At 42.1% G+C, this 23,840-nt stretch carries 22 protein-coding genes; 11 read left to right on the top strand and 11 right to left on the bottom strand.

The window, feature by feature from the left end:
* Positions 1–348: 348 nt before the first annotated feature.
* The gene (gene arsS, locus AKG35_RS04515; protein WP_011130240.1) at positions 349–1,347 is read left to right on the top strand and encodes an arsenosugar biosynthesis radical SAM (seleno)protein ArsS; all 999 of its coding nucleotides are present in this window, start codon (positions 349–351) and stop codon (positions 1,345–1,347) included.
* A gap of 31 nt (positions 1,348–1,378) precedes the next feature.
* Here arsS and AKG35_RS04510 read toward each other — a convergent pair whose 3' ends face one another.
* A complete protein-coding gene (locus AKG35_RS04510; RefSeq protein ID WP_052646171.1) occupies positions 1,379–1,684 on the bottom strand; it encodes a cell division protein SepF in 306 nt (101 codons plus the stop codon).
* Positions 1,685–1,809: 125 nt separating this feature from the next.
* Here AKG35_RS04510 and AKG35_RS12295 point away from each other — a divergent pair, with 125 nt between their 5' ends.
* The gene (locus AKG35_RS12295) at positions 1,810–2,082 is read left to right on the top strand and encodes a DUF3721 domain-containing protein (RefSeq protein WP_041385005.1); all 273 of its coding nucleotides are present in this window, start codon (positions 1,810–1,812) and stop codon (positions 2,080–2,082) included.
* The gene (locus AKG35_RS04500) at positions 2,079–2,558 is read left to right on the top strand and encodes a hypothetical protein (RefSeq protein WP_011130237.1); all 480 of its coding nucleotides are present in this window, start codon (positions 2,079–2,081) and stop codon (positions 2,556–2,558) included. Before AKG35_RS12295 ends, AKG35_RS04500 begins: the two co-directional genes overlap by 4 nt.
* Before the next feature lie 16 nt (positions 2,559–2,574).
* Here AKG35_RS04500 and AKG35_RS04495 read toward each other — a convergent pair whose 3' ends face one another.
* From AKG35_RS04495 to AKG35_RS04485, 3 genes are all read right to left on the bottom strand, one after another.
* A complete protein-coding gene (locus tag AKG35_RS04495; protein WP_370520960.1) occupies positions 2,575–3,057 on the bottom strand; it encodes a Fur family transcriptional regulator in 483 nt (160 codons plus the stop codon).
* A gap of 224 nt (positions 3,058–3,281) precedes the next feature.
* A complete protein-coding gene (locus AKG35_RS04490) occupies positions 3,282–3,644 on the bottom strand; it encodes a hypothetical protein (protein ID WP_157859813.1) in 363 nt (120 codons plus the stop codon).
* A 324-nt stretch (positions 3,645–3,968) separates the two neighbouring features.
* Positions 3,969–4,364, bottom strand: coding sequence for a hypothetical protein (locus AKG35_RS04485; RefSeq protein WP_236069660.1), 396 nt, complete (start codon positions 4,362–4,364; stop codon positions 3,969–3,971).
* 840 nt (positions 4,365–5,204) lie between these two features.
* Here AKG35_RS04485 and mscL point away from each other — a divergent pair.
* From mscL to AKG35_RS04465, 3 genes are all read left to right on the top strand, one after another.
* Positions 5,205–5,597, top strand: coding sequence for a large conductance mechanosensitive channel protein MscL (mscL, locus tag AKG35_RS04480; protein WP_011130234.1), 393 nt, complete (start codon positions 5,205–5,207; stop codon positions 5,595–5,597).
* Between the two features lie 99 nt (positions 5,598–5,696).
* Positions 5,697–6,326 carry an isochorismatase family protein gene (locus AKG35_RS04475; protein WP_052646170.1) on the top strand — a complete coding sequence of 210 codons (630 nt, stop codon included), beginning with the start codon at positions 5,697–5,699 and terminating at the stop codon, positions 6,324–6,326.
* A 988-nt stretch (positions 6,327–7,314) separates the two neighbouring features.
* Positions 7,315–9,285 carry a mechanosensitive ion channel family protein gene (locus AKG35_RS04465; protein WP_041384360.1) on the top strand — a complete coding sequence of 657 codons (1,971 nt, stop codon included), beginning with the start codon at positions 7,315–7,317 and terminating at the stop codon, positions 9,283–9,285.
* Between the two features lie 131 nt (positions 9,286–9,416).
* Here the strand turns inward: AKG35_RS04465 and AKG35_RS04460 are convergent, their stop codons facing one another.
* Complete coding sequence (locus AKG35_RS04460) at positions 9,417–10,526, bottom strand: TIGR00341 family protein (protein WP_041384999.1); 1,110 nt, start codon at positions 10,524–10,526, stop codon at positions 9,417–9,419.
* A gap of 619 nt (positions 10,527–11,145) precedes the next feature.
* Between AKG35_RS04460 and AKG35_RS04455 the strand changes: the two genes are divergently transcribed.
* Positions 11,146–11,544 (top strand): DUF2721 domain-containing protein, encoded by a 399-nt coding sequence (locus AKG35_RS04455; RefSeq protein ID WP_011130230.1) that lies wholly within the window; start codon positions 11,146–11,148, stop codon positions 11,542–11,544.
* An 11-nt stretch (positions 11,545–11,555) separates the two neighbouring features.
* On the opposite strand, the gene AKG35_RS04450 is transcribed toward AKG35_RS04455, so the two are convergent.
* The 3 genes from AKG35_RS04450 to AKG35_RS04445 form a co-directional block, all read right to left on the bottom strand.
* A complete protein-coding gene (locus AKG35_RS04450) occupies positions 11,556–12,653 on the bottom strand; it encodes a metallophosphoesterase family protein (protein ID WP_011130229.1) in 1,098 nt (365 codons plus the stop codon).
* Positions 12,654–13,190: 537 nt separating this feature from the next.
* Positions 13,191–13,346 carry a hypothetical protein gene (locus tag AKG35_RS12765; protein WP_155724952.1) on the bottom strand — a complete coding sequence of 52 codons (156 nt, stop codon included), beginning with the start codon at positions 13,344–13,346 and terminating at the stop codon, positions 13,191–13,193.
* Positions 13,347–14,029: 683 nt separating this feature from the next.
* Positions 14,030–14,278 carry a hypothetical protein gene (locus AKG35_RS04445; RefSeq protein ID WP_236066112.1) on the bottom strand — a complete coding sequence of 83 codons (249 nt, stop codon included), beginning with the start codon at positions 14,276–14,278 and terminating at the stop codon, positions 14,030–14,032.
* 218 nt (positions 14,279–14,496) lie between these two features.
* Between AKG35_RS04445 and AKG35_RS04440 the strand changes: the two genes are divergently transcribed.
* A complete protein-coding gene (locus tag AKG35_RS04440) occupies positions 14,497–14,715 on the top strand; it encodes a hypothetical protein (protein WP_063420295.1) in 219 nt (72 codons plus the stop codon).
* A 108-nt stretch (positions 14,716–14,823) separates the two neighbouring features.
* Here the strand turns inward: AKG35_RS04440 and AKG35_RS13180 are convergent, their stop codons facing one another.
* Positions 14,824–15,048, bottom strand: a complete 225-nt coding sequence (locus AKG35_RS13180) for a hypothetical protein (RefSeq protein WP_162009598.1) — start codon at positions 15,046–15,048, stop codon at positions 14,824–14,826.
* A gap of 38 nt (positions 15,049–15,086) precedes the next feature.
* Between AKG35_RS13180 and AKG35_RS04435 the strand changes: the two genes are divergently transcribed.
* Complete coding sequence (locus AKG35_RS04435; RefSeq protein WP_236069659.1) at positions 15,087–15,896, top strand: proton-conducting transporter membrane subunit; 810 nt, start codon at positions 15,087–15,089, stop codon at positions 15,894–15,896.
* A 486-nt stretch (positions 15,897–16,382) separates the two neighbouring features.
* Here the strand turns inward: AKG35_RS04435 and AKG35_RS04430 are convergent, their stop codons facing one another.
* Together AKG35_RS04430 and AKG35_RS04425 are read right to left on the bottom strand one after the other, a co-directional pair.
* Complete coding sequence (locus AKG35_RS04430) at positions 16,383–16,613, bottom strand: photosystem I reaction centre subunit VI (protein WP_157859812.1); 231 nt, start codon at positions 16,611–16,613, stop codon at positions 16,383–16,385.
* A gap of 1,235 nt (positions 16,614–17,848) precedes the next feature.
* Positions 17,849–18,292, bottom strand: a complete 444-nt coding sequence (locus AKG35_RS04425) for a CopD family protein (RefSeq protein WP_011130224.1) — start codon at positions 18,290–18,292, stop codon at positions 17,849–17,851.
* A 3,947-nt stretch (positions 18,293–22,239) separates the two neighbouring features.
* On the opposite strand from AKG35_RS04425, the gene AKG35_RS04405 reads away from it, so the two are divergent.
* Both AKG35_RS04405 and AKG35_RS04400 read left to right on the top strand, forming a co-directional pair.
* Positions 22,240–22,548, top strand: a complete 309-nt coding sequence (locus AKG35_RS04405) for a hypothetical protein (RefSeq protein ID WP_041384352.1) — start codon at positions 22,240–22,242, stop codon at positions 22,546–22,548.
* 622 nt (positions 22,549–23,170) lie between these two features.
* Complete coding sequence (locus tag AKG35_RS04400) at positions 23,171–23,626, top strand: diadenosine tetraphosphate hydrolase (RefSeq protein ID WP_011130222.1); 456 nt, start codon at positions 23,171–23,173, stop codon at positions 23,624–23,626.
* Positions 23,627–23,840 lie beyond the last annotated feature (214 nt).

Here is a 23,840-nt window from a genome sequence, read left to right as displayed (position 1 = left end):
CTTGAGTATTTTGCATCATCTTTGCAGCATGATTGATCGTCTTGCTATTTATCTCTCTCGATCGATAAAGCAAGAGTTGGAACGTAAATGTTGTACAGACTTGAGCCCAAATGTAGCAAGCATAGGATGTCTTGTGAATGTTTTATTGTTATCTCTTTGCTCTTCTGCTAGTGGATGAGTTCTTCAATAAAGAGCTTCCGTTGAACGTAAGTAAAGTATTGCACTTCTATTAAGTCGTCTCGCTAAAGGTTCTGTTTGCAAAGAATCTTCAGTTTGTTTCGACATCAGCAGTAATAACTAACTAAGTGGTTTGTTTGCCATTGGCCACGTCAGGATGATTGCACTCAAATGATTTCCGTGTTGCCTTCTAACGACACATCAGCAACTGCGTTTCGATCTGAGGTTTTCCCTGAGCTGCATCGGGACAACCTACGTACTTTGCAGGTCAACCTTGGTTACCGATGCAACCAGAGCTGTGCCCACTGCCATGTGAATGCAGGGCCGACCCGTCTGGAAATGATGGATCCCCAAACTATGGCCTTGATACCAAAGGTGTTGGATCAATACCAGCTGGAATGTCTTGACCTCACCGGTGGCGCTCCCGAGCTTCACCCAGGATTTAAGGATTTGGTCATTCAGGCCAGCTGTTTGGGTGTGGAGGTTATCGACCGTTGCAACCTAACCATCCTCACTGAGCCAGGCCAGGAAAACTTGGCGGCTTTTCTCGCCAAACATCGTGTCACTGTGGTGGCTTCTCTGCCTTGTTACGAGGCGGAGAATGTAGACCAACAACGTGGCAAAGGAGTGTTTGAACGCAGCCTTATTGGATTACGTCAGTTGAATCAACTTGGTTATGGGAAAAACGATGAGCAACTAATTCTCAACTTGATTTTTAACCCCCAGGGCCCTCAGCTGCCTCCTCCTCAAGCTCAACTAGAAGAGGCCTATCGTAAAGAGCTGAAACAACGTTATGGCATCGAATTCACCAGGTTATTCACGATAGCGAACATGCCGATTCAACGTTTCGCTACACAGTTGACAATGTCCGGCCAGCGAGAGAGTTATCAGCAGCTTTTAGAAGGTGCTCATAATCCCGATAATCTAAAAACGGTCATGTGCCGAAGCTTGATCAGTGTGAATTGGCAGGGCCAGCTTTTTGACTGTGATTTTAACCAGCAACTGAGTCTTCACCTTAAGGGGCCTGTTCAACACCTCAGGGACTTGCTGGATGTCGAAATTCAATGGCCTGGTCAACCAATCACTGTTGGACCTCATTGTTTTGGTTGCACTGCAGGCAATGGATCCAGTTGTGGCGGCGCCCTTCAATCTGAGGGAGAGGTCGGTTAATCATTCAAGGCCCTGTGATCAAAGCTGATGATTAGCGCTCGATAGATTTGCTGCCTGAATTTCTTATAAGGGAACCTTGCAACGTCTTGATCACGACAAGTGAAGGTGCAAATAGGAACACTTTCTCGTCAATGCGCACATATTGTCCATCAAGCGCAGTCACAAATCCAATCACAAAATCAATGGTGCGCCGGGCATGTTCCGGGTCCATCCGACAGATGTTGAGCAAAACGGTGCGTTGCTCGCGGACAGCCAAAACCGCTTCAAAGGCCTCTTCAAAAACCAATGGTTTGAACACGACGATCTCTTGCCACCAGTCAGCAAACGGTGCGTCCATAGCCTCGACGCTTGTGGAGTTTTGGTGCAGTCGATGGGCCTGATCTAGCTCTCGCTCGCCAAAAGCGAGCGAGAGGATTTTGTGGTGCATCCTTCAATCTGGATGCATCATGGATAGTGGAAATAATGGAGCTCATGGGCCGATCAGCCTCAACTACATTAAGTGGATCGCTACTGTTGATTGCTGCAACGACTGGATTGACAGTTTTAATGAGCGAAGTAGGGATCAACGCTGCTGAAACATCAGCGACTGAACCGAAGCAGGCGATGTTTAGAACTCAAGCTGAGGCAGAAGCTGCAGCTCCACAATTTGGTTGTAAGGGAGCCCATCAGATGGGTCAGATGTGGATGGTCTGTGACAAGCACGGCATTCAAATGGAGTCTCAACACAATCCATGAACACTGCTGATAAAACTGGCGATGACAAAGCATCAGCACACTGCGGGAGCAAACCGAAAAAGCTGGCTATTGGGATAGCTCCCTTAGGCACAATTTCGATCGGTATTGTGCCAATGGGAGTGGTTTGCATTGGTGTTGTTCCCATGGGTGTTGTTTCCATTGGCGTTGTGGCCATGGGGGTGATCAATGCTTCTGTCGTTGGGATGGGCTTGCTTTCTGTTGGTGTAAGCACCATGGGAGTGTGGACGGCAGGTCCATTAAGCATGGGCTTGGTGTCTTTGGGTGGGTCGGAGATTAAAAATTCCCATCAGCATCACCTTCCCGTGAGCGGCAAGTCTTCGTCGCAGACGGACCCTCGCTTGATGGCCTACCCCACTCAATTGGAGGCCGAAGTGAAGGCACGTGAGTTGGGATGCAAAGGCGTTCACCAGATGGGAACCCATTGGATGCCGTGCGATCAGCATTCTCAGCATTGATGTTTGTCATCAGCCATCAATGGACATTGGTTGTAGAGGGTCTCTGACAAGACGGACATAGAGCCCTTACATTCAAGGTTGACTCGATCAGTTGGAACCCGATTCGCTCAGCAGCAGAGCGTCCAGCTTCCAGTACTGGTTTGCTCTCAAACTCCTCAGTACGACCACAACGCACGCATACCAAATGGTGATGATCAGGATGGTCGTGACTTGCTAATTCAAAGCGATGTCCGCCATCGCTTATTTCCAACTCGTGTAGAAAGCCCATGTCGACAAGCAAGCGCAGCGTGCGGTAGATCGTTGCTAGAGACACCTTCGAGTTTGCTTCTAGAAGTTGCCGATGCACTTCTTCAGCACTGAGGTGAATGCCAGAACCAATACTTTCAAAGAGATCAAGAACGCGGCGTCTTTGAGGCGTTAAACGTCGACCACCCTGATGCAAGCCAACCTCAAGTTGTCCATGGATACGGGCCAGGGACGAAGAAGTAGGCAAGGCCACCTCTGCAATGCATTTCTCAACAGTAACCGCTAATGAGAGTGATTGGCGCAATTGATGGTTTGAGATTCCTGCAAGCAAGGCAGCCTCTGAAGGTCGATCGCGTTGTTTCTTTAAAGTTGTTTGAGCCAAGCCAATAGTTGATCCTTCTGCCTTTGTGGCAAGGCCTGATAGCGCTACTAGGCTGTTGTAGCCTCGCCTGCATGTAAGATGATACTTATTAGAGGCTAGACCCCATCCCGCGAAGTAAAAGTCGGTGTAAGGCCAGATTGTTTGGCCCTTGATGACTTTTGCCACTGCCTGTTGATTGTTCCCTGTCCGCTGGCTGGGCACGTGACAGCTAACACCTTGAAGTTGATCAAAGAGTGCTTATCTTTGTGGCCTAAAAGGTTGTGAGATGCTTTGTCTGTGGGATGTGCTGCGAGAGTCTGTGTGTAGTAGCTCAGCCCATCGAGATTTTCCCAACTGATGTCTGCAGGGCTGCCATCAGTAGCCATGGTGCTATGCGGCTCAGTTGCCGATGTAAGTCCCATATCGTCGAGGTAGGCGTTAGCGCTCTGATGGTTCACACTGGTTGCAATCGCCTTCAAGCCAAATTGCACAATTCGCTATTCCCTATGGTTGCCGATCGTCAAAACGGGTCTACCAGGGATTCCGTTTATGGAAAAATTAGGTCAGTAGCAAGACTACTCTTATATTTAAATTTTATTGAGTACAAAATGGTAATATGTAATTGATTTTTCTGTCTATTTAGATTAATTGTTTGATCATAAGTTTAGATGAAACTGTTAATGCTCTTTAGGTAAAGATACTTGAGAATGGTTATATTCCTTCAAACTTACTCATTGTGTATAGCTTTTCTGCATTAGGTTGGCCTAGCCTTAACTAAGTGAATTGAAGCCACTATTAGAGTTTTAAATCTTGATCTGATGGCTAGGAGCATCTTTAATTCTCTTGCAAGTACGGGTTGTCATCGCCTGAACTCCGGCGACAAGGCTTACTGAAAATGTTTTGATCTCAAGGTTTACTTTGTTGATCTCATATTTGAAGTAATGACTGTTGCTTGTTTGAAGTCTAGCAACAACAATAACTGGTGAGATTGATTCAACGATAAGTCTCTCGATGATATTTCTATCTTCTTCAGATGGTGCAAATGGATAACTTATCTCTACTAATAATTTCTCGGGGTCGACAATGTATATTTCCTTATATGCTTTGCCTTCATAGATGTAAGAGCACATGAGCTTGAGTGGAGTTGCCCTTACAGGCGCTATATGCATCAGGACAGCGAAACCAAAGGTGCCAATCACTAAAATGGACGTTTCAATCCAACTCGTGGAATTCAGGTTTGTACACCTCTTCAAAAAGGATGCAAGGCAATTTTGATTAGGTCTAATAATCAGCTCTCTAAGCACGTTTTGATGTTGATGACTGGAAGGCTGATATTCCTTAATGCTAGCACCGGAGAAGTAAAAAAACAACGTATTAACATGAAATGTATCGGATAAGGGTATTATTTTGGCCGCATATCTTCTCTTTCGTGTCACGGACAGATTTGCTTACTTATCTATTGATAATTTAATATTTTGGATAGATATTGGCGTACTTAATCTGTACTTTTCTAAACATATCGTATAGAAATCTCATTTTAATCTTTTCTGATTCCAGTATTTATAATATTATTTTTACCTTTCCCCTTGGGATTGTCCGAAACTGATCCATCCCTTGTTTGATGTTTTTAAGGTTTGCCTGTAATGCATTACCCCCCCCACCAACAAGTTGTTCTATTTAATATCATAGAAATACATATAATTCTATGATATTAAATCACTCACCCCATCTCAATAGATTGATTGACTACTCTGCTTGATACATCTGGCACACCTATGTGGGCCTTCGACTACTCAGTAGTTCATGGATATACGCAATACTATTGAAGGAACGCATAAACGATCCCTTGGTCAGTGGAGGCCAGGGGATTTTTTTCATTTGACGAATTAATCATTTAAATGCATCCATTAGTTATTTGATAAGATTTCTTCTGACCAAGCCCTGAAGATTTAGAAGGGGTAAATCGTTTAAATTTTTTAGGATTGTGGCGTCATCTCACTGAGAGGTTCATTATGGTGTCTTTTTAGTCATTGCTTCATATGGCATACCGTCGCAAAATAACCAACGTCCTTCATGACTTCACTGAATTTATCAATCGCGGCAATGTCGTTGATCTAGCGGTCGCTGTTGTCGTAGGTGGTGCCTTCTCCAAGGTGGTGGATGCACTTGTCAAGTTGGTCACTATCGCTGCGATGGACCCTCTACTTCGTAAACTTAAGGTAGAGACACTAAGTGACTTGCCCGGCGGATCCTTGCTGGTTGCAATAATCAATTTCTTGGTCATTGCCTTCGTGGTATTTATTGTGGTGAGGGCTATCGAGCGCTTCAAACGCAAACAAGAGGTTAAAGCTGTAGCAGGTCCAAATACCCAACAGCAATTAGCCGAAGCGGTTGAACGTTTAGCAATTGCACTGGAGAGCCGTGAGCTTTGAGCTCATCAAACTCTTATAAAACTAGTTTAGGTTTCTTAATGCACTGAACCGCTTCTGCTTGATTGGCTGCCATTTTTGGTGTATCACCTGAACATCCCTATGAACACAGATTATTCCGAAAACTTATTTTCGGATTTATCGACTTCGTTTACTGATTCTCTTTTGCATAGCCCAATGTTGATGCAATCTAAAGACACAGCCCTTTTGATTATTGATGTACAAGAGAGATTGATACAGCCTGTGGATGATCAGAAACAGATCGTTTGGAATATCAGGCGTCTGATTGATGCTGCGAATGCTCTGAGTATAGAGATGGCAGCAACGGAACAATATCCTCAACGCCTTGGTCATACAATAGAACTAATTGCGAAAAGGATAGTACATAAGCCTTACCCAAAAATGTCATTTAGTTGTGTTAGATGTGCAGAAACCCTTCAACAATTTAGGAAGTCTGGTATTAGTAAGATTCTTCTCTGCGGAATAGAAGCTCATGTTTGCGTCCTTCAAACAGCAATAGATCTCATCTCAAATGATTATCAGGTTTTTGTAGCTGTCGACGCAATTGGTAGTCGTAGGAGAATTGACTATGAGTTTGCATTAAGACGTATGGAGTCTGTTGGTGTGACTTTAACAACTACAGAATCAGTGATGTTTGAGTGGTGCCATCGAGCCGATAGAGTCGAATTTAAAACTATTAGTAACTTAGTAAAGGAGTGCCTATCAGAATGATAACCTCTAGCGTTACTTTACATTCCCTAAGTTCAATGATCACAAGAACTTTCTATTAGCGCCTTTCTTGAATTCAGACTATTTAACTGTGTGGCTATCGAGTTATAGATTTACCTTTAACTAATGATGAGAGTTCTATTCTGTTTGATTGTATTGATTAATCTTACGAGAATTTTTGGGATGAATCCAATACACCCTCATGCTCATTGATTTATGTCTAGCAGCAAGTTTTGTCCAGATTCTTTTTTAAACGAGAATTATTTTTAGAAGCTTAATCCGTTAGAATTTATTAATTTGTTTGGCACATTGAATCCTCTCTCTCAAGGCAGTACATCCACCTATGGCAAAGCTGGTGTATTGCGTGATGATAGGCAAGTGTTTACATCCTATTATGGCTCTTCAAGCTATTCTTGTTCATTCCACTGCCCAAGGTGGCACTATCCATAAATTTCCTGCCAAGCAAGGAGAGCGTTTTCTAGGTTGTTATCTGGGAACTTGTAAATTCAGCAACAATATAGCTGAAGCAACAGCAGATTTGGCAAGCTTAGAGCCCTCAGTAAAAAAGTCAGAGTCCTAACCCGATAAATCTTTTGCTGCTTTTATCTAACTAATTCCGATAGAACTAGACCAATACGAAACCTTCTAGATGTAATCATCCTGACTTGCAATAGTTATACTAAGCTTTAAATTAATACTTGCCTAATTCATTTTTGTTGGGCAATATATTTCTACATAAGATAGATGAATTTAGTAATTCATCTTGTGAAAAGATCCATCTTGTAGGTAATAGTATGGCCAGATTCCTATTTTTCTAACGCTTTTAAGTTTTACTTTATTATTGGAATCCTAGGCGAATTGCATAGGCAGGAAAATTCTAATGCCTGTTTAACAGATAATGCTTATGGATCAAACTTTTCTTGTTTTTGCTGGCTATCGACCAGCAGCTCATTTACTCTAGCTAGAATCCTTAGATGTATAAGAATTGCTAATGCAACTACCTTCCAAAAAAAAATTAGCTTTACGTTGGTTGGTATGTCTTTTTTGTGGCTTACTGATCAGTCTGCTTTTTTTTCCTGCTTTTGCACAGATCTCGTTCGGGTCAACTGCAACTCCTATCAGTAACCCGATGAACCGACCTGTCTGGGACCTTAATAGACCTTGGCGTTGTGGACGCCTTTACTGCAGCAGAGTTGTTTTTCCTGTTCGAATTCTTAGCCAGAACAATCGCCTCACTCTTGCTGCGCAGGCTTTAAATAATATCAGTCCACAGCAGGCAGCTCAGAACATTGAATTGCGAGCTCAATCTGTACAGTTAACTGTTAAATCTGTCAAAAATCGCCTTGTTAGTTTTTGGCGAGAGACCCAGTTGTCTGGTAAGACTTCTACCTATAGTATACAACAAATCTATGATCCACGCTTCTGGTGGTTCTTACATCAGAAACCTATACATCCTCTTACTCCTGCAGTGCAGATCGGCACCCAAAATAAAGCCACAGTTATCTATTTGCCAGACAATCCAAAGTATCGTCTTTTTAAACAGACAGTAATTACTGTAACTGCTCCAGATGCTCAGCATGCAGGCATTGAGATCCCTCAGTTGGCGCAAGAGTGGCAGGAGAGAATAAGAATTAATTTTAGTGATCAACTGTGGGGCCTGGAATTTTCCTCCTCCTTTCCTGGATTACGTGTTTTCCTTTCTTTGAGCTTATTGTTAACTGGTACTTTAGGTTTGCTTCTTCTCAAGACTATACGAGCTTCATTGCTCTCCATAAATTGTCGTTTATTGCATAAGCAGGAATCACTTGCAGAATCTTTTAAAGACGATGTCATGGCTGCTTATTCGGGCAACCTTATGCCGCTTTCCAGTAAAGACGGATATGTTAAAGAAATCGATTCACTTGAACATTCTATGGATTCATCTGTCGTCGATAATGTCAATGAGTCTGCAAAGCAACACCCTAATCAATCGATCGACAATCTTCCTCGATCCGCTGCTTATACTCACTCTTTATTGAACCAGACCCAGAACTTCTTAGAACTCGTTCTATTAGCAAGTAATTTCCTTCGAATCGCATTTTCAGTCTTAGTCTTGCTTTCTGCTACTGCTATTTTTCCTTCAATGCGTATATACGCATTTATTGCCCTGCAGCAGTCGATTGCGATTCCTTTGATTTGGCTAGGTATCTTTATTTTTCGGCTTTTGGTTGTCATTATCATTGATTTTAATATTAATAATTGGATAAGGCGGGTTTCTAGCAGGGATGTTAGTTCGATGCGCTATACCCTTAGGGCAAGTACATACTCTAAGGTTCTTAAAGGTGGAGCAACCGTAGTCACTATCTTTCTAGGTATCTTTTTGACTTTAACAACAATAGGAGTCGACCGGTCTATTTTTACCAGTGCTGGGGTTATTGCTGTGGGCGTGGGTTTTCTTTCTCGAAATGTGCTGGAGGATATTCTTAACGGATTTCTTATCTTGGCTAGTGATCGTTTTGCAATAGGTGATGTAGTTACAATCGGCACCTTTAGTGGCTTTGTTGAAAATATGAATTTATTCAACACTCAACTTCGTGGTTCTGATGGTCAACTAACAACTCTGCCTAATAGCCAGATTCGAACCGTAGAGAACCTTACTAAGGATTGGTCTCGAGTTAACTTTGAGATCAAGGTATCAGCTCGCGAGAATCTTCGCCATGTGCTCGATGTGGTTCGGCTTGTAGCCAATACCATGAGAGATGATAAGCAATGGAGTGGTTATTTTCTTGATGCTCCCGAGATCCTTGGGATTGATCAGGTGCAATCATCAGGTTGTTTAATCCGTGTTTGGATTAAAACTCAACCCCTCGCCCAGTGGAGTTTAGGTCGTGAGTTTAGGTTGCAGATTAAAGAAGCTTTTGACCGGGAGGGAATTACACTTGGTGCTCCTATTCAAAATGTGTTATTTTCTCGTCAAAAATGATTAACTTTAACTAAATCATATAAATTCTTCATCGAAGTAATGTTCAGTCAGTTGTAGCATATTCAGATGCAATGGTCTGATTCTTCTTGAAATATTTAATATCTAATCCCTCAATTTGCAGCCTAATGAATTTATTGCTTAAGAGTCTCCCTGTACTGATGAACTCGTGAAGGAACGATTCTTGTGTCTACATCGAGTTGTCTAATCCCAAACTCTTTTATTGAATCAAACAGTATTTTATTAATAGAGGTTACTTTTTCCTCTGTCAGTGTGCCTTCTGGGACATTGAGTACCAGATCTAGAACAGCACGATCTTCTTTTAAATTCACATACATATAGCGTATCTGCATCTTCTGCTTAATTCCTGATATTTTTATATTTGTTGCTCCTTGCTCTTGTTGAGTTGCCCCGATGGTTGAGAGTTCCATCTCAATCTTCTTTGTAATGAAGAACTTTCTTAAGGAGGAATTTAGAGGGATGCAAATAAGAATGATCAGTGCAAACCATGCTAATAATGCTAGCCATGAGCGCTTGATCGATCCATAGGACTGACTTAGAAAGGTCAGTGAAGCGGCAAAGGTGATGCCTATAAGGTTGGCCAGAAAAAGTATGAACGACCCTGTAGCAACCTCATGGTTGAGCCCCCTTATTACTCCTCTAGCAAATTTGGCATTGATCTCTGGATCAAGCGTCAACCCAATGCCACTAACGCAAAGTGGAGGCACAAGCGCAACGGCGATTGCGACCCCAGCTATAGAACTCGCAATTCGCTTGCGGGTTAGAGAAAAAGCACCAGCTATTCCGGCCGCAATAGCCACTAGCAGGTCGATCAGATTTGGTGATGTACGAGCCAGTATCTCTGAACCTAAGACTCTTATTGGCATGCATGCTGCTATTAAAGCTGCTGTCATAACAACGACTCCAGTACCTATGATCAAGGTCACTAATGATCGTCGGATCAACAGGCTGCTTGCAATTGATATCCCATACGCCATGCTCAAGATTGGATTCATTAACGGAGCCACGATCATGGCTCCAATCACAACGGCAGTGTTGTTGGCAATCAGTCCAAAGGTTGCGATTATTGTTGATGTGATAAGTAAAACAAAGAAGCCAAAGGAAGGTAAAGAGTTAGCAATGCGTTCCTCATCAAGCACCTCAATTGGAACAGGTTGTTCTAAAAAAATAGACCATTGCCCTGTTAGCAAGTCGAAGGCGCGATGCAAGGGATTCTTGCCCATTTTGTAATTAACTCGAACCTGTTTCTTTAACACTATGCTATCCCTGTTCAAATTTCATCTCCTAGAAACTTTTTAATACATTTAACCCATTTGCTTGTTTTATTTGCCTGTGTATCTCCATTCTTCTTTTCGTAATAACAGACCTTGTGTTTTTTTTACGTTTATGAGGTTGTTGTTTAGGCCGATTCTTTCTTTCTTCTGTTGACGAATGATATTAACTTAGCTCTCTATTATTGCTGTGGTTATCAAGCAGGATTGATTGCTATTTGTAGTGATCAATTAAATTCAATTTTGTCTATCTTTCTGCCTTTTACCCAATCTACACTTTCAGCCTGTTCCTATAGGCATTAACATCTCCAGTTACATAGTCTCTTTGACAATTTCCCCGAATCTCTTCGCTTAAATCTGTAGGTAGCTATTCACCAGTCTTTGCAGTAAGTGAGTTCCCTTTCATACTTTTAGCTGGTGTTTATCAGGTCAACCATTTCTTTTCGATTGGGTCTTGGTAGTTTGTCTTATCTGCTCGATACGTTTGCTCATGACTTATGTCTTGGGGCTTGTTGATCTGGTTGCCCAATTGGGTCATCAACCCGCTGAAAACCTGTCGAGGGCGATCCAGATGTCTGTTGCGCCAGTTTTCTTGCTCGCAGGTATTGGAGGTTTGCTGGTTGTTCTCAATAGCCGATTGGTTCGCATTATTGATCGTTCTCGTGAGCTTCAAGCTTTGACCCAGAGCCGGGATACACCTGTCTCATCAGAGCGTGAGAGCAAAACAGAGTTACAAGCATTGAAGAGGCGCATGGCGTTGGTGATGAAAGCGATTGAACTTCTCACCATCACGATTCTATTGGTTGCACTCGTTGTAGCTTTTGTCTTTATCAGTGTGGTCACTCAACTTGATCTTGCCTTACTTGTGGTGCCTTTGTTCGTTATGGCGATGGTATGCCTAATGGCAGCGGCCCTTCTCTTTCAACGCGAAGTGCAGTTGGCCACTACTCAGGTTAGACGATGTTTTTAAGCTTTTTCTAATTAAGTTTTAACTGAAAGTCTTTTTTTGTTGGCAGTTGATTTGTTGTTGAGATTGATTCTGGTTGAGCGCAGGTCAAGCCTTGGGCCAACGCTTGGTTGTAATGAACTGGGCAGTAGTTGTTCTGGTAAGACTTGCAGGCCATCGAGCTCAATAGTGGTCTCTACAAGTTCGCCCTGTTGACTGAATAGGTCGAGCAAGGTGATGGTCTGTTGTGGGGGGGTTCTGTCGTTGAGTCTTTGACGGGGTCCACTACCCATGCAACCGAGACTAAGCAGATTGGCGGAACCCACATGGCTCGGATACCAGGCGTGATGGTGGCCACTAATGTATAGATGTACATTTTTGCGCTGAAGCAGTTTCTGCAGACGTTCTGGTTCGTGTAGCACTTCGCCTGCACGATCGCGTCCCTTTGAAATGGCATAAGGCGGCAGATGGCCCATCATCATTCGCAACTTTGCCTGGCGAGCTTCTGATCCATCTAGCTGGCTCTCGGCCCAGACCCAGTCATCCGCTGAGATGTTGGCCGATGAGGCATCAACAACTAGCAAGAAGATTTCTCCATGACGAATGCTGTATCGGAAAGGGAATTGATGAGCATCAACAAATGTGAGTCCAAGTGATCCTTGGCGAGCACGCCAGAACTTTTGAGCATGCAGACGATCGAGTTCAAACACATATCCCGAATGTGTGCGGCTGTTTGATGCATCATGGTTGCCCATGGTTGGAGCGAAGGACTCTTCTACAGTTCTTAGGGGTTGCAGTATCTGCTCATCAAAGGCAGACCACATTGCATCGAGCTGGTTTGAAGTGAGCCCGAGCTTCTGTCCCGCAACCATATCGCCTGCGCAAAGGACAAGATCGGGTTGCAGTTTGATTAAAAGCTCTAGGCCACGATGAACTTGTGACACGTAGTTGGTTGATCCGTAACTTGAGTTGAGGTCGCTGATCAGTGCGATTCGCTGATCTCCCCTTGGCAGCTCAGACAAGAGAGACTTTGACGGAGCACTGACCAGGTTTGCGGCAAGGGCCCTATGAAGAAACAAGCTGGCCATTCCTGCTCCGCTAAGGCTTAGGAGGTCTCGGCGGTTAAGGGACATAGCGTTGAGGATCAGGCCGTTGTTTGGTCATTCTGGCTTGATAGCGCAAACTTTTATTTGCCGTTCAACCTTCGCTTCTCTCTCTAGTTAACCCTTTTGCTCCACATTGCCCCGCTGTCGAGCACGATCGGCCAGTTAATGGAGAGGTGCAAGCGATTTCTCTACAGATAAATATAATATTACAACGATTTCTTTGCTCGACTTAGAGGTGAATTTGTTGTTATTAAAGCTCTTATAGGTGCCTAATTTCCACTCCTGCTCCAATCATATGAATGTATTGCTCGTATTTGCATAGTCACTTGATTCGTTATTTATCGTACTGTTGGAGCCTGTTTTTTGGAGGCCTTCTAGTCAATCTAGTCTTTTTTAAAAACAGTTTAGTAAGGATAAAGACTATTGCCAGGACTGTGGAGTGGCTGGCAATTTATAATTTTTTGTTAGACTTGTGCGGATTATAATCATCTGAAGATCCATTTTAGGGTGATCAACTTTTAATCTTTTGTCTTTCTTTTCTAAATTTCGATGATGACTTTGTTGCTAGCTAGGGTTTGGAGTATGGGTCGTTGTTGCTAAACCAAGTCTTGTAAGTCGTAGCTCTAGTTCCTGTATGCTGATCTTTTCACGGATTGATTGGATACGTGGTGTGGCCAAAGGCTGTACTGCACCAGTCGTACCAGCAAAAGATTGGCGCATAGAAAGGATTTTGTGGAAGCTATAGCTTCTAAGCCTATACTTATTTGCGCAAATGCATCTTAAGTAAATGTTAACATCGTGGTCTTGTCTGGGATAGGGATGTCTCTCCTCAAGCCTTCTGTCAGTGGCAGTCAATGGTCTGTCAGTGGCAGTCAATGGTCTGGCAGTGGCAGTCAATGGTCTGGCCGTGTCTTCTGAACAGCTTCTTGTTGTTTTCTTTGGATAGGGTTGTTGATCACATGGCGATTCAACGCTTTTAATGGGCTAAGGGATAAGGGCTTTTGTCTGCGCTACCGATATGGAGAGTAAGAGCACCAAAAATCAGATCAAATTGGCCTATCCATAGAGATTATTGCGACCTAAGCCCCAATCTTGACTAGGAATGATTTGCTTGAAGCTGGTTCCAGCGCTTTTGGCGTCTCTGCTTTGACTGTTGAGTAAATATATCCGCTTGTGGGCTGTTCTGGGCTTGGGTTGCTTCAGTCGTCTCTTTCGTTGAGCGACTCGTCGTCGATTTCAACGGGTTTTAGGAGAGTGAAGTCGTTGATGGCCTCGGCAATCGTCATTCTAGAGCCTCTATGCGTTAGATCCTTTGCATCGAAACCGTTTTGCTGGGGGGCACCAGCACGGTGCTCTGCTGTTGGCTTTATCCGCTAAAGAACTGCTGCAGAGTGTTCCTGTTCTTAAAGCTGACAGTGGAGGTTGAGACAGTCGTCCAGTTGCTTCTCTCGATGGTCCATCAAGGTGTCAAGCCATCTCGCTGCTTCGACGGGAGCAACCGTTCGATCTCGCAGGAAGTTGCAGATCAGGCGATAAAGCGGGCCTGCATCGGTCTCGACTCTTATTTGCTCATCTAGCGCTAGAAGCTGCTCAGGTGTACTGCAAGAACGAAGTTGATCCACGATGGCTTCGCGCATTCTGTTGATCATCATTGCCGGCAAAGTTACGCCTGTTCTCATCCTGCCATCTCATGCCGCTTTCTTTGCACCGATAACGGCTGCCTAAGGGGCTCTGAATTGTTCATTGTTAGGGCAGTTTGCTGATATGGCTTGATTTTCGGCTAATAGGCCTTCCATTTCAAGACATACAGAAAGGATGAATAGCCTCCACATTTATCCGCCGGCTTCTGTTCCCTGCTTTAGCATCGACATTGAAAGATCATCTGAGTATTGCGGTGGATGCAACGCCAAAGGACAATTCAGAAGCCAACGCTCGGATCTCTCCACGCGAGAAAAAGCTTGGCATAGCCGTTTCTGTCTCAGTATTTGCTTTGAATGCTTTAGTGGTACTGATCTTGATACTGGATCGCACGGTGCCCTCGTTTCACCAGCTTTTGATGGGTATTTTGGATTGGATTAACTCACTGTGACTCAGAATCTTGTTGGATATTCGGCTGATTTCCTTCAAGCTTGACTGAATCCTTATGCAGTCGACGTGCCTTTTCATCGTCTTGGCCTCATGTCCAAATGCTAAGGATCTATTTGGCGGCTTGCTCAGGCTTTGCTACCAACAGGGAAAATCGTCCTATTAGTGATGGATGAAATTCTCCAATTTCCATGTTTGGTGTCTTCGGCTTAATTTTCTTGGTTGGACTTGACGACCTGACAAAGGAACTTGCAACTTCTAACTTCACTAAATTCGCTAATGCCTTTACCTTCAGAACTTGCTTGGTTAATTCCAGTGCTGCCTTTGGCAGGTGCATGCTTTGTAGGATTTTTGTTGATCAGTTTCAAGCTCACCATGAACCGACTGAGTAAGCCGGTTTCATTCCTGTTAGTTAGCTGTGTTGGTGCAGCAGCTGTACTCAGTTACGCCCTTCTTGCGGAACAAAGGGCTGGAACTGTTGCCAGTAAGGTGATCTTCGACTTGCCAGGCTTAACTGATCTCAATTTACAGATTGGTTTTGTTGTAGATGGCATTGGTACCGAGATGCTTGCACTGATTAGCACTGCAGGAATATTGTTGATGTTGTCCGCACATATTTATATGGTGGGCAAAAAAAACTATGTGAGTTTTTTTACTTATCTAGGCTTTTTTACTAGTGCCTTATTAGGTCTAGCCCTAAGTCCAAACCTATTAGAGATGTTTTTCTTTTGGCTGCTGGTTGGGATCTCTTCATACCTTCTAGTTGGTTTTTGGTACGACACCAATGGCTCTTCCAAAACAACCCAAAAGATTTTCCTGGTAGACCGTGTTGGTGACGTTGGATTTCTACTTGGTAGTCTTGGTTTGTTCTGGGTGACCAGAAGTTTTGGATTTGATGAAAGTGGCCCCCTTCTCGAAGAAGCGATTATCAGCGGTAAGCTTTCAAATCCAACGACTCTTCTCCTTTGCTTCCTTATTATTATGGGACCAATTGCAAAACTAATAGAGTTTCCATTGTATATCTGGCGGCCTGATGTGTTGAAAACACCCGTTCCTGCCTCGGCTCTCATTCATGCAACAACCCTAGTTGCTGCAGGTGTTTTTGTCGTTGCCAGGCTTGAACCAGTTTTGGCTGCTGGAGCTAGGGCCTTGCCTGGAAAGGTTTTGGCCAATTTATTTGCTTGACTCTTTATATTTAGTTTGCAGGGAGAGAGTATTGATAGTGATTAAGGTTATCCGTAAGAAAGATGATCAAGTCTTTAAGATCGAGGTTAGAGATAAGTAGACGTTGCAATCTCGATGCTTTTATCGAATGCAATTGCATGCTAATAACCTTAAGGATATTATGGCTTAGGATAGTGCATAAATTTGCGAATCTTGGTTTTAATACTACGCACCTTTCTACTTTGCATATTAGCTAACGTTTAGCTGAGTTTACTTATTTCATTTGATCGATAGGGGCCTTGGAGATGCTTCGCTAGCACTATTTATACCTGAGACTGTAACGCTAATTGTGTGAGTATTGTCAAAACCAGTGCTTTATCAAGTGAGCCTGCCGTGCTTTTGCAAACAAACCCAATATATATACTGAGCAACTATTTCATGAACAAATAAACCATTATTGCAATTTTATTACTGTTTGAAATCATTCTTGCCTAGAGATATATTCTTTTACCGCTTTGTCCAGATGTAGGTGATCAACCAGGCCAGCCCCGCTGCTGTGAAAATAGGCGTTACAATGCTGGTAAGTGCTCCTAGGAACCCAGGAAGCACGGTAAACATCAGATTTATAATGTAAGGAAGAATCATGATGACAGCTGTTGCAATTCCAGCTGTTAGGGCAGTTTTTGCCGGGAGTTTCATGTCGTTGATTTTTGGCAATAGTAATGGGATCTGAGGCATAAGCTTAATGGCGTTTACTGGTTTTTGCTTTATATGCATTGCACCAATATATTGACATTAGTCGAAGTTATCACTATTTGCACCGAATAAAAAAAGGATTTTGCCTAAGGCCTAAGGCAATAATGACTCTTGTCTGCTGAGGTTTTATACAAGTCTATTGGTGAAGATTATTCCTACCGGGGCTTGTGTAGAGGGGTTTGGCCTGTAATGGTGAGTAAGTCAATGTCAAGGTGCTTGCACACCTGTTTCATAGTAAGAACAATGAAGACAACACTCAAACCCTCCCACGTGACAGACCCTCGCTTTCTCAAAGCTTCACATATTAAGAGTTCATCTGTTTGTATACGTTGTGGTGGTGTTGGCTATTTGAAGTCTTCGCCTGTTACATATCACACTTGTTTGACTTGCCTTGGCCGAGGCGTAAAACCCATACATACTTAGCCTTCGGTTCGATCTATATTATTAGAATGAATGATAGCGATCAATAATTAATGCCTTAAATAATTAACTCCTTTACATTATCACAAGACATTTTTGATTGATTGGAATTCTTAATCTACTTCTTTCTTTTTATTAGACATAAGCGCTAAAACACTATTGTTGAAAATAGTCATAACCAAGTTTAGGCAATATCAATGGGTACGAAGTTTTTTTTAAGTGTGTAATAAACAATCAATGCGGCCTAAATACATTACATCAACAAGTATTAATATTGATTTATGCTCTTAGTCTAATCCTTGCTTAACTGTCGAATAGTTGGTGTTGACAAACCCATCCAAATTCACTATGAGGTGCTTGACGGCGAGCGCGCAGACACTCTTCACACATACATGGAGGACCTTCTAGCCAGCGGGTATGAAATGTCCACGAGAAAAGCTCAGCAAGCTCCATATCAAGCAGTTGTTGAGTCATCTGGAGGGATAAGGTAATTGGCTTTAACTTTGTACTTGTTGGGTTAGTAATTGATTTTCAAGAATGTCAATAGATTCATGGGCGACGGTGAATGTTTGGGCTGGAAAGGAATGGTACTTATTCAGTACAATTTGTCATGACAAATGGTTGAGTCAGTTCTATGAACACATGCCTTTATAGAGCTAGCCAGGATCTTGAAAAAGAAGGTAGGATATCTAATCGCTTATCCCTTCACTCGGCCAGCTCACTATCTAGTCTTAATGTCTGATTAGATATCCAATCAATAGAAATGTAATACGAAACTATTTTCGATTCTAGTTAATTCAGAATCCTCCTAATCTGATACCTGCACCGACAATCACAAAGGCAATCGATACTGTTGTAATGCTACGAATATGCCAAGATAATTCAATAAGATTGTCGTCGTTGAGATTAGGAATGAGTCTTATTTGTGCATGCAGAGCCAATGCAAAGGCGATCGCCAACAAGATCAACTTTGTTGTTAGTAGGGATGTAATTGGTGTCTGAAATGTAAAAAGTCCTCGGCCTCCTGGTAGATAGATCCATGTTAACCAGAGACCACTAATGACTTGAATTGCTAGTGATGTCACCCTTAAGGGCTCGAACATCTTTTCAAATGAGCGCACCTTAGACACACTTTTTTCTTTGAGAGCTTCTGGCAGGACCCTTAGATTTAAAATCAACTGTCCTCCAGTCCAAACCGTAGCTGCAAGGATGTGGAGTATGACCAAGACTGAGAACAACATTGATGCCCGAGTGTCTAACCAACAAAAATGGGTTGAATACCAATCATTCTTGCAGGAATTAAAGCAAATGTCTACTTTTGATCCAATATAACTTTTTTCGTTCTGTATATTTTTCTAGATCTGCATACTCTTTGATTGTAATAGGCTTCCAGTTCTTCGAATCAAAGATTTTATAATTAATTGATTATTTGTGATGATACCCATGGCATTTAGAAGAAGCATCCTAAAGAGAGTCATTCTAGCCTTTTTAAAGTCACTATTTTTAGCATTAGTTTTATTTATTTTAGTCCACCAATAGACTACCTCAAAGGCCTTATTTATTTGCATTTTCCATTTCTTGGTGGTTGTGTTGAATAATATTTTTGTATTGCTGACTTAAAATTATCACTAATGGCCAGTGAATTATTTTGCTCCCTTCCTGTTCTTGCTTAATCTATTGCCAAATCACTTTGCTTCCTATCATTCTTCTTAATTGAATCTACGCTTTGATGGTTTCTTTTGTAGAATCAGATGAATTGGAAACTTTCTTTGTTATTAGAGATAGAAGTGCGGCAACGATAGTCTTTAAATAGCGATGGATATATGCTCTGTAAAATCTACCCAATGAGTATCCAGCCGAATAGGTGTTACGGATTAGTCCTGCAACGAAGTTTAGAATCCAAAGGATCGCTAAAACAGTAATAATCCCGCCGCCTACCTCGTAGATACGCCCAACAGAGTTAAGAAAAGGCTCTAAGTTGTCGAGAATGTGAATAGTTGTCATTGGATTGAGCTAGAAATTCTGGGTGCTTGGTTGTATGCTTGTTAAGCATGGATTGTTTTGAGCTGATGGGGTTAGCCTCTGTCACTAGTGTAGACGATATTGTTGAGCTCTTTAGTTTTGCTTGGATATTGCTGAAATAATCTTTTAGTGCATATAAATGGTCCTAAAAAATAATATTAATCTTTTAAAAATCTCGAGATGTGCAAATATCATCCCGGTTAACTCAATTGCATACTATTCTAATGGATCGCAGATAATTTGCGATCAAATCCCTTGTAAGCAATCAAATATATCTATAAGTTATGCCTTACTTTACAAGAGGAATATGCCTTAACTGTTTCCTCTAAAGAATAGTTAAATGGTTTTATTATTCTTTCAATTGAGTGTTTTTGACTTTTCTACTGTTTAATGATTTAACATTATTGTTGTTAATTCACTTTTGCTCAGTTGTATAGCATGTACTCTTCTTGTGATTGAAATACAGGCAATACATACTACTGGTAAGACAGTATCTGTTGTATATAAGAACTAAGCTGTTCATTAACGCGTTACTTTCGTGCAAAACTGAACATTAGGTCTATGATACTCCTTGTAAGGTTGTAGTTAAGATATTTTCCTATTCTATACGCTCTTTGCAAGGAGGTAAATTAACCTATCTTTTTGATTTGTAGCTAACGTTCTCTATCTTCTGCTTTTACATCTCATTCTGGTTACTCGGCTTTCATTTCCATAATTGATTTAGAAAAGACGAGCTCATGCTCTAATGTTTTACTGTGTATATATTGTTACGAGCTGCCCTTTGCTGGTTTTCGCGCCATTCGTGGCCTCTCGTTGATAATCATTTTGGTTTGAAATCTACTTTTGGAGGATCAAATGCCTAATATCAATGAGAAAGACAACGGAATGAAGATTCTCGCGGTTGCTTGGATGTAGCGTCCCAGTACCTAGATTCGTTGATCTGATGCAGATGCTCGCTTATTTCATTGCAACAGCTGCAGCAATTTCATTGATAGTTTCTTTGCTATATCTAGCAACATTCAAGGCTAGTGATAGCACTTATCCCCCCAGACGCGATAGTTTTGAAAATGTACCTTGAAAAGACATTCCCCAGAGTCATACTTGAGACCGATGCCAGGATTAACCTACCCATTCACCGACAGATACCCTCAAGCAACTTGATTTTATGTTCTAAGAAGAGCAATGGTTTGCTTGTGCTTCATTCTCAAATTAATTTCCTAGTCGAGAACTCTTTGTCGCCGGTATCAAATTGCTTCGTACGCAGTCTCAGTTAATCCAATTAACTTCAGGTTGTTGACTAGAGATATTAGCCTTAATACTGGCAACTCTGCTAGAGCTCAAGAGCAGACATCTTCTAAGATTCTAGCTTTGCGTGTGCCTTTTCAGCTTTGCGTATGAGCTTTTGAGCTTCTTCTCGTGTCGCACATAGCTCGGCTTTTTCAGCCCAACTTACGAGTTTTTTATGTTGCTTGGTCTTACCCATCATTAAAATCAAATTCTTCTTATTATACCGTATTGTCCAGCGAATACTTGTTGTCTTGACTTTATACCTGATTAGAGCTGCTAAACAGTGCTGTTAGCTGGCCTTATTTCTGCTCGATTTGCATGTTCATTTCTATCTTGACTGATTCATTGCTTGCGTGATTAATAATATTATGTCCTTTCGTTTTTTCATAAGTCCTTACTAGCATAATCCCTATGCTTCTAGTTCATGTGCGCATCTATCATTCGTTTCTTCCTATTCATGATGTCAATCCGTTCTTTGTTTCCCAGTTTACCAATGGTTATCCTGCTAGCATTTGCATTATATGTGCTTTCAGTCATGTATTCGCCTCCAAAACTTCGGAATGGTTAGATATTGACAAGCTTACGTGTTTGGGAGGATCATACGTGCATTAGAAATGAAGGATCTTTCTCCAGAAATTCTTTCACCGTATAAGCTGCATCTACTGATGACTAGTACTTGATTTCCGTTGGTTGCACCTTCACATCTCCTGAAGACTCTAGTTCCAGAGGTTTGTTGCTTATGCTCATTTAATCCCTTTAAAAAATTAACTTGGGGTCAAGACGCATTAACTTAGTTGGCCCTGTAAATGGATTAATGTGATTATCCTTACCGGATCATAGAGGATCTTTCCTTTATACTTCAGTGGCAATGACTAGGATTAATCTATTTATTGTATTGGCATACTCTATTTATTTGATTCCCTTTAATGGAACCCTTGTTGATAATCTGTTGTTAGTAGTAAATTTGCCATTTGCCTAATGAAATGATGCAGCATATTGAACGATTAGAGCTCTTGTGTTCTTGGCAATAAGAAAATCTTTTGCTATTTTGAGTCCATATGAAGCGCTTTCCTGAAACTTCTAATAACGCCCTCTACAGTATCAATTGCATTGATAATCAATGGTTGAATTCTTTGAGCAAGTTTATTTAGATCGTTTGCCAGTAATCCAATCTCATAATTGTTTATTTTTAATCGATTCCTAAAGTCGTTCCATAGATCCTTTCTTGAGATTACTTTTATGCCCGGAAGGCTTGTATTCACAAGTCTCACCTGCTCTGAATGCGAGCTTCTGGGTATCAGCTGGACTTTGCGTATGCTGTTTTTGTTGGCTGGACTGGACTTGGTTACAGTCATGATTCATTCCATGGATAAATGCAACCCCCCTCATGGAGAGGGCAATTGATACTGTATCTAAGCATTATAGCCTACACTGTCAAATCCTTTTCCAAAGCACATTGAGTTGTTGATTTTGTGTGCCCAAACCAACAATATCCTTCGACATCTAATTGCTTATTCCTCTGGGCAGCAATGTTTATCCATTGGTAACTGACGATTCTGTTGAATTAGTAATTTTTTATTGGTCCTCAGTCATCGTAGAGGTGTTTGGGCTATTGCGAAATTAAACAATGAGATTGAATTTTTTATGCCTATATTTAATATAATCGAATCTAAAATTTCAGTTTTTTAGTTCTCCTAGGCATGTTCTAACGATCTTCTTATTGTAGCTCAGCCAATTTTTCTTGATAGCGACCCATCTCCGCGATCTAGCTAAATTAAGTCTTCAGACAGGTGTGTCTAGTGTTCAGATGCTCACAGTCCACACAAGTTCTTGTTCAGGTCTGTATCACTATTAATGATTACCAGTTCAACCTCAGGCAATGGGGACCCCAATTTCAGAAGGATCTGAGCAACTTCCAGCAATGAGGCTTCTAGCAGTAGAAGGAGCGCAGGCTCGGGTTAACACTACGGATGACCCTGAAGAACTTCGTCTGCTTATTCGGGAGTTGCTAAGTGGCTTCGATTTTGCGCCACCTATAGGCAACACCAATATTGAAGAAATCGAAACTAGCAACAGTGAGGAGATCTTCGCAGAGATTTATTGCTCTGGATGCGGTGAAGTCGAGACCTGCGAGTGTCCGGATCCCAGTGATCCGGATTTGCCCAGAACCCCCAGGCCTTTGTTATGAGTTCTAAGCAGGTCGTTGTTATCATTGCCCAACTTCTGAGCGCAATCGTTGCCGGTGCTGCTCCTTTGGTTTGGGCAATCGCTGCTCATCCAGGGCTCTAACTTCATTAACCCCCGCACAACTTTGTTCAGCTGAGATCAACATTATAACGTTGTTTAAGCGACCATTGGCCAGCGATGAGAACCTCCTTCGACGTTGCCCATCCAAATCACTGCCTTAGAAATCTCCTTTCGACTGGCTGAGCATGCTCTCACCCCATTGATCTAGCGACCAATCACAGGCCTAATCGATGCAAGGCAGCTTTCTACTGACTACTTTGTTTGCGTGGATCTCAGCGCTGTAGACAAGAGTCATATGCCCTCAGACTTTGATGAGGTAGTTCTCCCTCTCTCCCTTCAGCACTAAGCTCATACGATTTGATCACGCCCATGGTTCTGTTAATAATGGTTGTGTTGTGGATGTGATCCACAATGGTGCTGATCTATTGCTGAGGAACTATCAGGAGGTCTAACTCTGCTGGGAATTTCTTTAGTGCATAAACAACTGTTATCATGCTTTGTTTGATCTCATCCGCCTTCGATTTGAACTTGTTTTATTTAAAATATAGTATTTGATTCTACTTATGCAAAATTGTGGAGTCTGTGAACACCATCGCAGCGCTAGTGATCAATTTAACTATGAAATTGTTCGCACAACTCATTGGGTTTTTCGCCATCATCCAGCACCAGCTCCTTTGCTTGGTTGGCTACTGCTCGATTCACGTCGTCACTTGGCAGGACCTATTGATTTCCTACCCGATGAAACAGCATCTTGGGGGAAGGCAATGCAAATTGGTAGTGGGCTTGTACAACGGCTTACCAAGTGCGACAGGGTTTATACCATTGCTTTTGGAGAAGGAGCTCATCATTTGCATTTGCATCTGATCCCACGATTCCAGCTTGATCTTCATACCACTGCTTGGGCCGTAGCCGATCATTACCGTGCAGTCAGTAATGGGCAGCGAGCAGCAGTTGATTCAATCCAGATTGCTGAATTTGTCAAACAAGCTCGACTTCTTGCAAAATCATTCGAGCTCTAGGCTTGATCTTAAAAGTGACAATTAGGCTTCTCTTTGGATAGTGGCCTTTTCAGCTGAAAGAACTTTTTAACCATTGTTAATATTCTGTATCTCTATTCTACGCGCTCAATTCCATCGCTAAAAATAAATAAGACTCCTACTATTAGAGGCGAATACAAGCATTGATCAGGTAGCAGTGGATTGGCAATGAATCCGTACAAAGCATCATTCCACA

Origin of the sequence: Prochlorococcus marinus str. MIT 9313, assembly GCF_000011485.1 — a bacterium.
Taxonomy (GTDB): domain Bacteria; phylum Cyanobacteriota; class Cyanobacteriia; order PCC-6307; family Cyanobiaceae; genus Prochlorococcus; species Prochlorococcus marinus_D.
The sequence above is the reverse complement of the archived record's forward strand: the minus strand, read 5'-3'. Positions and strand labels throughout refer to the sequence as shown.